6 protein-coding genes and 1 pseudogene are annotated in these 6093 nt (G+C 73.9%); 4 read left to right on the top strand and 3 right to left on the bottom strand.

Translation table 11 applies throughout. From position 1 onward, the window contains the following. Positions 1 to 140: 140 nt before the first annotated feature. Both ABZW03_RS35820 and ABZW03_RS35815 read right to left on the bottom strand, forming a co-directional pair. Complete coding sequence (locus tag ABZW03_RS35820) at positions 141 to 386, bottom strand: hypothetical protein (protein ID WP_355268097.1); 246 nt, start codon at positions 384 to 386, stop codon at positions 141 to 143. A 324-nt stretch (positions 387 to 710) separates the two neighbouring features. Then, positions 711 to 968 carry an alpha/beta hydrolase gene (locus ABZW03_RS35815; RefSeq protein WP_355268094.1) on the bottom strand — a complete coding sequence of 86 codons (258 nt, stop codon included), beginning with the start codon at positions 966 to 968 and terminating at the stop codon, positions 711 to 713. A gap of 201 nt (positions 969 to 1169) precedes the next feature. Between ABZW03_RS35815 and ABZW03_RS35810 the strand changes: the two are divergent. The 3 genes and pseudogenes from ABZW03_RS35810 to ABZW03_RS35800 all read left to right on the top strand — a co-directional run. Continuing rightward, positions 1170 to 1586, top strand: a pseudogene (locus tag ABZW03_RS35810) (helix-turn-helix domain-containing protein); the annotation flags it as partial. 83 nt (positions 1587 to 1669) lie between these two features. Further along, complete coding sequence (locus tag ABZW03_RS35805; RefSeq protein ID WP_355268091.1) at positions 1670 to 1960, top strand: hypothetical protein; 291 nt, start codon at positions 1670 to 1672, stop codon at positions 1958 to 1960. A gap of 115 nt (positions 1961 to 2075) precedes the next feature. Further along, the gene (locus tag ABZW03_RS35800) at positions 2076 to 3296 is read left to right on the top strand and encodes a GNAT family N-acetyltransferase (protein ID WP_355268088.1); all 1221 of its coding nucleotides are present in this window, start codon (positions 2076 to 2078) and stop codon (positions 3294 to 3296) included. Between the two features lie 343 nt (positions 3297 to 3639). On the opposite strand, the gene ABZW03_RS35795 is transcribed toward ABZW03_RS35800, so the two are convergent. Beyond that, positions 3640 to 5031: a hydrolytic protein gene (locus ABZW03_RS35795; protein ID WP_355268085.1), complete on the bottom strand. Its 1392-nt coding sequence runs from the start codon at positions 5029 to 5031 to the stop codon at positions 3640 to 3642. 287 nt (positions 5032 to 5318) lie between these two features. Between ABZW03_RS35795 and ABZW03_RS35790 the strand changes: the two genes are divergently transcribed. Then, complete coding sequence (locus ABZW03_RS35790) at positions 5319 to 5987, top strand: LuxR C-terminal-related transcriptional regulator (protein ID WP_355268100.1); 669 nt, start codon at positions 5319 to 5321, stop codon at positions 5985 to 5987. The last annotated feature ends 106 nt before the right edge of the window (positions 5988 to 6093 follow it).

Below are 6093 nucleotides of genomic sequence, written 5' to 3'. Positions count from 1 at the left end.
TCGTTCTTTTTTCTTGTTTTTACAGCGGTTCCAACCACCTCACCCCGCCGCCGCCCCCCCCCGCCCCCCCGCGGCCCCCCGCCCCCCCCCCCCGGCGGGGGGGCGGGGGGGCGGGGCCGGGACGTGGGGGAGCCGGGGCGTCACGGCGCCACGGTGTCCGCCGCGGGCGGCTCCGGCCCCTTGTGCTGCTGCGCCTTCCGCCGCACGTCGGCCGGGGTGGGCGAGGTGATGGAGCGCTCCTCGGCGGACCGCTCCCGGGCGCCGACCTTGCCCTCGGCCTTCGCCCGGACGTCGGCCGGGGTCGGGCTGGTGATCGAGCGCTCCTCGGCGGACCGCTCCTGCGCCGCCTCGTCCGGCTGCGTTCCGTGCTCGTCGGGTGTGGTCATGGCTCGTTCCCCTTTCGGGTCATGGGCTCCGGTCCCGGGCTCCGGCGGAGCTCCCGTGCTTCGGTGGACGGGACACCGGGCGGCTGCCCCGGATGCCGGCCTTGAACCGGGCGGCGGGCGCCGGGCGGCCCGGCGCGACGCCGGTCCCGGCGGCCTTTCGACCGTAACCCCGGCCCGGAACCCGCGCCGCCGGGCGTCGCGGGCGACGCGACCGGCGACCGGCCACCGTGCACGTGAGACCCGGGAATGCCCGCATCTCACCCGAACGGAGGACGACCGAACAGGCCGTCCGGCCCATGGAGACTGCCGCTCACGTTCGCCGACTCAGACGAGGTGCCTGCCGAAGAACTCGACCAGCTTGGCGACGGCAGGAGTGAGGTACGGGTCGCGGTCGTACAGGTCGACGTGGGTGGCACCCTCGACGAGGAACAGCTCGGCGTTGCCGGGGCTGTCGGCGACGGCCTTCTCGGAGAACCCGCGGGTCACCGCCTCGGTTCCGGCGATCATGAGCAGCGGGCGAGGCGCGATCTCGGCGACGTCGGCGAAGGTGTCGAACTGGTCGAGGAGGTCCGCGCAGCGCACGACCAGGTCACCCGTGGAGCGCGGGTGCCTGCCGCGGGGCGTCGAAGGGCACGTAGGCGCCGGAGCCGCACACGCCCATCACGCCGATGCGGGCGGCGTCGATCTCGGGGCGGGTGGTGAGGTAGGAGACCGCCGCGCGGAAGTCCTCGGCACGTCGGTGAGTTCCTCAAGCACCGCCGTGGCGAGCTCACACCGGCGCAGGTGGGGCTCCCCGAGCGCGCGCACACCCGGCGCCGGGTGCGGGGGCTGCGCCGCGAGGAGGTGGCCGGGCTCGCCGCGATCAGCACCGACTACTACGTCCGCATCGAGCAGGGCCGACCGGCACCGTCACCGCTGGTGCTCGAATCCCTCGCGCGCGAACTACGGCTGGACCGCGACCAGAGGGCGTACGTGGAAGGCCTGGTCACCCAGGCCGCGCGGGCCGGACACCGCAAGACGCCGCGTCGGTCCACCCGCCCCACGGTGCATCCGCACCTGACCCGGCTGCTCGGCCAGCTCATCGGCACACCTGCCATCGTCTTCGGCCCACGGCTCGACATCCTCGCGTGGAACCCCCTGGCAGCGGAGCTGCTGTGCGACTTCGCAGCCGTGCCCGAGTCCGAGCGCACCTACGTCCGCATGGTCTTCACCGACCCGGTGATGCGCGACATCTACCCGGACTGGGAGGACGTGGCGCCCGCACCTGCGTCGAGGTCCTGCGGATGGAAGCCGGAACGAACCCGACGGATCCGGCCCTCACCGCCCTCGTGGGCGAACCGGCCGTCGCCGATCAGCAGTTCCGGGTCTGGTGGGCCGAGCACCGCGTCGCGCACCAGGACTTCGGCAGCAAACGCATCACTCACGCCACCGTCGGCGAACTCACCCTCGACTGGGACACCTTCCGCTACGCCGGCGCCCCGGAACAGCAACTCGTGCTCTGCTCGGCCGAACCCGGCACCCCGGACGCGGAACGACTGGCCGAACTGGCCGGCGATGCGGCCCGGAGTCCGTGAACCTCCCGAGCGCCACGGCGACTAATTCGGTTGACCGGGGGTGCGCGGTGGCGGTGCACTGCGGGGGGCGCCGCACCAGGCGGTGGCCGCGCGTACGGGGAGGCAGCAGCACCGCATGGAGATCCGTTCCACGACCGACCAGGACCTCGACGTCTTCGTCGACACGCTCCACACCGCGTTCGGGCGGTTCCCCGAGACCCCGGACGCGGACGGCGGCGGGGTCTGGTGGGCGGCGACCGAGATGGACCGCAACCTGCTCGCCGTGGCGGCGGACGGGCGGCCGGTCGGCACCGCCGGGGCGTGCTCCTTCGAGCTCACCCTGCCCGGTCAGGTCGTCGTCCCGGCCGCCGGGGTGACGTCCGTCGGCGTCCTGCCCACCCACCGGCGCCAGGGCGTGCTGACCGCGCTGATGCGGCGTCAGCTCGCCGACGTGCGGGCCCGGGGCGAGTTCCTCTCCGTGCTGCTGGCCTCCGAGGCCGGGATCTACGGCCGGTTCGGCTACGGCCCGGCGACGTACACCCAGCGGCTCACGGTGCAGCGCCACCAGGCCGCCTTCACCGCCCCGCGGGCGCGGCTCGCGGCCGACGCCCCGGCGGGCGGCTCGGTGGAGGTGCTGCGGCGGTCCGAGAGCGGGGAGATCCTGGAGCAGGTCTACGACCGCTACCGCCGCGCCCAGCCCGGAGCGCTGTCCCGGCCGCGCCGCTGGTGGGAGCTGGGCGCGGGGCAGGCGCCGATCGCCCGGGCGCCGCGCTACATCGCCGTCCACCGCGGCGCCGACGGCACCCCGGACGGGTACGCCTGCTACTCGCTGGGCGACGACTCCCTGACGGTGGACGAGACGATCGCCCTGGACGACGCCGCCTACCTGGCGCTGGCCCGCTTCGTGCTCGAACACGACCTGGTCACCCAGGTGGTGTTCCGGCACGTCCCGCCGGAGCACCCGCTGCGCCACCAGCTCGCGGACTTCCGCGCCGTGCAGCCGGGCGGCGAGACGGACTGGCTCTGGGTGCGGCTGCTGGACGTCCCGGCCGCGCTGACGGCGCGCGGCTGGTTCGCGGACGGCGAGCTGGTCCTCGACGTGGCCGACCCGTTCCTCGGCGAGCACGGCCGGTACCTGCTGACCGTCCGGGACGGAAAGCCCGAGTGCGTCCCGACCGACCGCGAGCCCGACCTCTCCCTGGACGTGCGCGACCTGGGCTCGGTCTACCTCGGCGGCACCCTCCCGAGCACCCTCGTCCGGGCCGGGCACATCCGGGCCCACCGCCCGGGCGCGGCCGCCCTCGCCGACGCCCTGTTCCGCGCCGAGCGCGCCCCGCACTGCCTGCACTGGTTCTGATCAACCGGTTCTGGCCAACTGGTTCTGATCAGGGGATTCACGGCCCCTCAGGGGAATCCCGACCCCCGCAGCACGCAGCGGTGCACCGCCCTTTCGAGGGCGGGGCCGGCGTTCGGCGTTCCCGGGGCACCTCGCACCGCCCGTCGGGGCGGCCCGGTTGCCCTCGCGGACCATGCCGATTGCCCCCTGAGGACAAACCCCGGCGTGTCGCAGGCGGGTCGGCTTTGTTCGCACGGGTGCACGATGCAACAGTGTCCGTCTGGTGTTGACATGGTCACGAGACGTGAGGGGACATGGCGCGAGGAGGGGGAATTCGCGGACGAACGGTTCGGCGGCGTTCAGTTCACCGACGGATGTCGCTCAACGTCCCGCTGACATTGAGCAGTTCGTGGCAGGAGGCGGCCTGCTTGCCCGAGGCCGGGGTGCCCGGCACCTCGCAGGTCACGTTCGCCGTCACGGTCTGGTCCTCCGGGACCTGGATGGGGGTCACCCAGTGGTAGTCCTGGTTGCGGAAGGTCTCCAGGGCGATGGTGGTGATCGTCTTGTTCCCGGCGGTGATGGTCACCACGCCCTGGTCGCCCTGGAAGTTGGCCACCACGATGTCGGTGATGTCGAGGACCTTGCCGTGCGGCACCGGGTAACTGCCCGTCCCGGCGGCGCCGTTCGCGGTCTGCACGTCGATCGTCTCGGAGAACTGCGCCCCGGTCCCCGGCACCGCCGGGCCCCCGCCCGGACCGCCCTGGCTGCCCGGCCCGGTGTTCGGCTTCCCGGCGCCCGGCTTGGTCTGGCCGCCCGGGGTGGCCCCGTTGGCGGGGACGTCCGGCGCGTCGCCGGTCGGGACGGCGGCGGGCGGGGGCGGGGTGGCGCTCTGCTGGGCGACCACGGCCTGCTCGGCGGCCTGCTTCGCGGAGCTGCGCACCGCCGGGCGGACCAGGGCGAACCAGGCCAGCAGCAGTGCGATCAGCGCGGCCAGGAGGACGAGCAGCCAGCGCGGGAAGATCGGCAGCTGGAGGAACTCGCCGTCCAGGACCGGCTTCTGGGGCACCGGTGCGGCGGCCTGCGGGACGGTCTCGGGCCGGGCCTCCGTGCCCTTGGTGTCCTTCCCGTCCTTGCCGTCCTTGGATTCCGGGCGCTCCTCCGGGCCCACCGTCACCTCGAACGGCCAGCTCGCCGGCTTGCCGAACCAGATCAGCTTGCGGGTGCGCGCCTGCACCCGCACCTCCCCGGACTCGCCGGGCTCCAGCCGGAGCTTCTCCGGGGTGACGCCGAACCGCAGGTCCTCACCGGCCTGTCCGGGCGTGAACGTCACGGCGGTCGGCGCGTTCCCGAGGTTGCGCACCGAGGCCCGGTAGCGTCCGCGCAGCCAGCCACGGCGACGGCGCGGTGCGAGCGCCGCCTGCAGCTCCTGGAACGCCGTCACGGTGACGGTCGCCTCCGGGACCGTCACCAGGTCGGGGCGCTCGACCGGCAGCACCCGGACGCCGAGCGGGAACTCGCCGGCCCGGGTGGCGGAGGAACGCGGCGGGGCCAGCCGGATCGTCACCGCCTCGGAGGTCCCCGGGTAGAGCGACACCCGGGCGGGTTCGACGGTCGTCCACGCGGCGCAGTCGCCGACCACCTCGAAGGTGTAGGCCTCGACGATGTCGAGGTCGTTGCGGACCGTCAGGGTCGTGGTGGCCACGCCACCGGGGGCCACCGTCAGTGCGGGCAGGCCGAGTTCGGCGGATGTGGTCATAGCGTGACGGTAGGGCCGTCCGGCGCCGCAGGAGAGAGTCGAACGGGCAAGCTAGGGGCCGCACCCCTTGCCCGTACGGTCCCGACCGGAGACCCTGCCTGGTGCCGTCACGGAGCCGACCCGGCTACGCGCGACCCGCTCCAAGCCCCCGGCCGACGCCGCCTCGCGGCGGTCGGCCGTCACCCTCGCAGGCTCTTGAAGAATGGAGTAGTTCGATGACGTCGACCGATACAACCCGTGAGGAAGTCGTCACAACACGCCGGGCGGGGGTGGCGCCGCGAGTCGGCATCGCCGCCGTGCCGCGCGTCCCCGAGCAACTGCGCGGCAGGCGGGCCGCCCAGGTGCGGGTGGCCGTCTTCGCGGAGGACCTCATCCTGCAGACCGGTGTGGTCCAACAGCTGCGCCAGCGGCCCGAGGTGGAACTGCTCAGCGAGAGCGAGGCCGGGCGGGCCGAGGTCTCCCTGCTGGTGGTCGACGCGCTGACCGAGACGGTGACCGAGCACCTGCGGCGGCTACGGCTCGCCACCTCGGGCCGGATAGGCCTGGTGGTGGGGCACTTCGAGGCCGGCGGGCTGCAGACCATCGTGGAGAACGGGGTCGCGGCGGTGCTGCGCCGGTCGGAGGCCGACCAGGACCGGCTGGTGCACCTGATCACGGCGCTCGCGAACGGCGAGGGCGTGATGCCGGGTGACCTGCTCGGCGAGTTGCTCGACCGGATCGGGATGTTGCAGCGCACCATGCTCGACGGGCGGGGGCTGACCCTCTCGACGTTAACGGCGCGGGAGGCGGAGATGCTGAAGCTGGTGGCGGAGGGCTTCGACACCAGCGAGATCGCCGCGAAGACGTCGTATTCCGAGCGGACGGTCAAGAACGTGCTCCACGAGATCATCACCCGCCTCGGCCTGCGCAACCGGGCCCACGCCGTCGGCTACGCGATGCGGCGCGGCTTGATATAGGGGAGTGAAGCCGGCGGTGGGGGGGCGCCGGACGGGACGGGCGCCCCCCCCGGCGGGCGGGGGCGCTGAGGCGGGGGGCGGCCCCGGGGGGGGGGGGGACCGGGCC

The organism is Kitasatospora sp. NPDC004799 (assembly GCF_040609095.1).
In the GTDB taxonomy this organism is placed as follows: Bacteria; Actinomycetota; Actinomycetes; order Streptomycetales; family Streptomycetaceae; genus Kitasatospora.
Note: the sequence above shows the minus strand (reverse complement) of the source record. Positions and strands in the feature narration are given on the sequence as shown.

Excerpts from the sequence above, each read along its gene's own strand:
- ABZW03_RS35805 (WP_355268091.1), top strand. The coding sequence starts at position 1,670 with ATGGAAGCCGGAACGAACCCGACGGATCCGGCCCTCACCGCCCTCGTG.
- ABZW03_RS35820 (WP_355268097.1), bottom strand. The coding sequence starts at position 386 with ATGACCACACCCGACGAGCACGGAACGCAGCCGGACGAGGCGGCGCAG.
- ABZW03_RS35800 (WP_355268088.1), top strand. The coding sequence starts at position 2,076 with ATGGAGATCCGTTCCACGACCGACCAGGACCTCGACGTCTTCGTCGAC.
- ABZW03_RS35795 (WP_355268085.1), bottom strand. The coding sequence starts at position 5,031 with ATGACCACATCCGCCGAACTCGGCCTGCCCGCACTGACGGTGGCCCCC.